1 protein-coding gene is annotated in these 605 nt (G+C 29.3%); it reads left to right on the top strand.

All coding sequences use genetic code 11. The features are described 5' to 3' along the window. Positions 1–204: 204 nt before the first annotated feature. Positions 205–605 (top strand): IS110 family transposase (locus CCAL9328_RS10685; RefSeq protein ID WP_170000642.1); only part of this gene is annotated, 401 nt, incomplete at its 3' end.

Raw genomic sequence — 605 nt, 5'->3', positions numbered from 1 at the left:
TTACCCATACTTATTGTTTTAAGTATGTATCTTTTAAAATAAAAGCTCCCTGTTAAAATACCAAGGGTTTTACCCTGCAAATAAGAATTAGGGGCTTTATTTTTTATCTCGTTTGAATTCCTTAGGACTATACTAAATCTTTATAGTTCCCGTTTACAAGAGTGAGGTAAAGAAAAAAAATACACAATTCAAAGGAGTATCACAATGAAAAAAGAATTCTTTTGCGGTATAGATGTGTCTAAGGATAAATTAGACATTTGTTTTTTATTTTCTAACACACAGCAAAAACCTAAATTAGATGTTTTGCCTAATAATTTTGACTTAATTGAAACTTATTTTAAAAGATTTGTTAGTGATAATTTAGTGGTAGTTTTTGAGCCTACTTCAAACTATCATCTACCCTTACAGCAAGTTTTATCATCTTTAAAAATCAAATACACTCTTCTAAACTCCACAAAATCATCTTTGTTTTTGCGTCATCTATCCAGTATAAAAACAGACGCTACGGATAGTTACGGTTTAGCCGTATATGCTCGCACATTTAAAAGCGAGATTAATCCAAGCAAATATAATCCCGAATATAACAAAATTAAAAGTTATAATTC

Source organism: Campylobacter sp. RM9328 (assembly GCF_012978615.1).
Note: the sequence above shows the minus strand (reverse complement) of the source record. Positions and strands in the feature narration are given on the sequence as shown.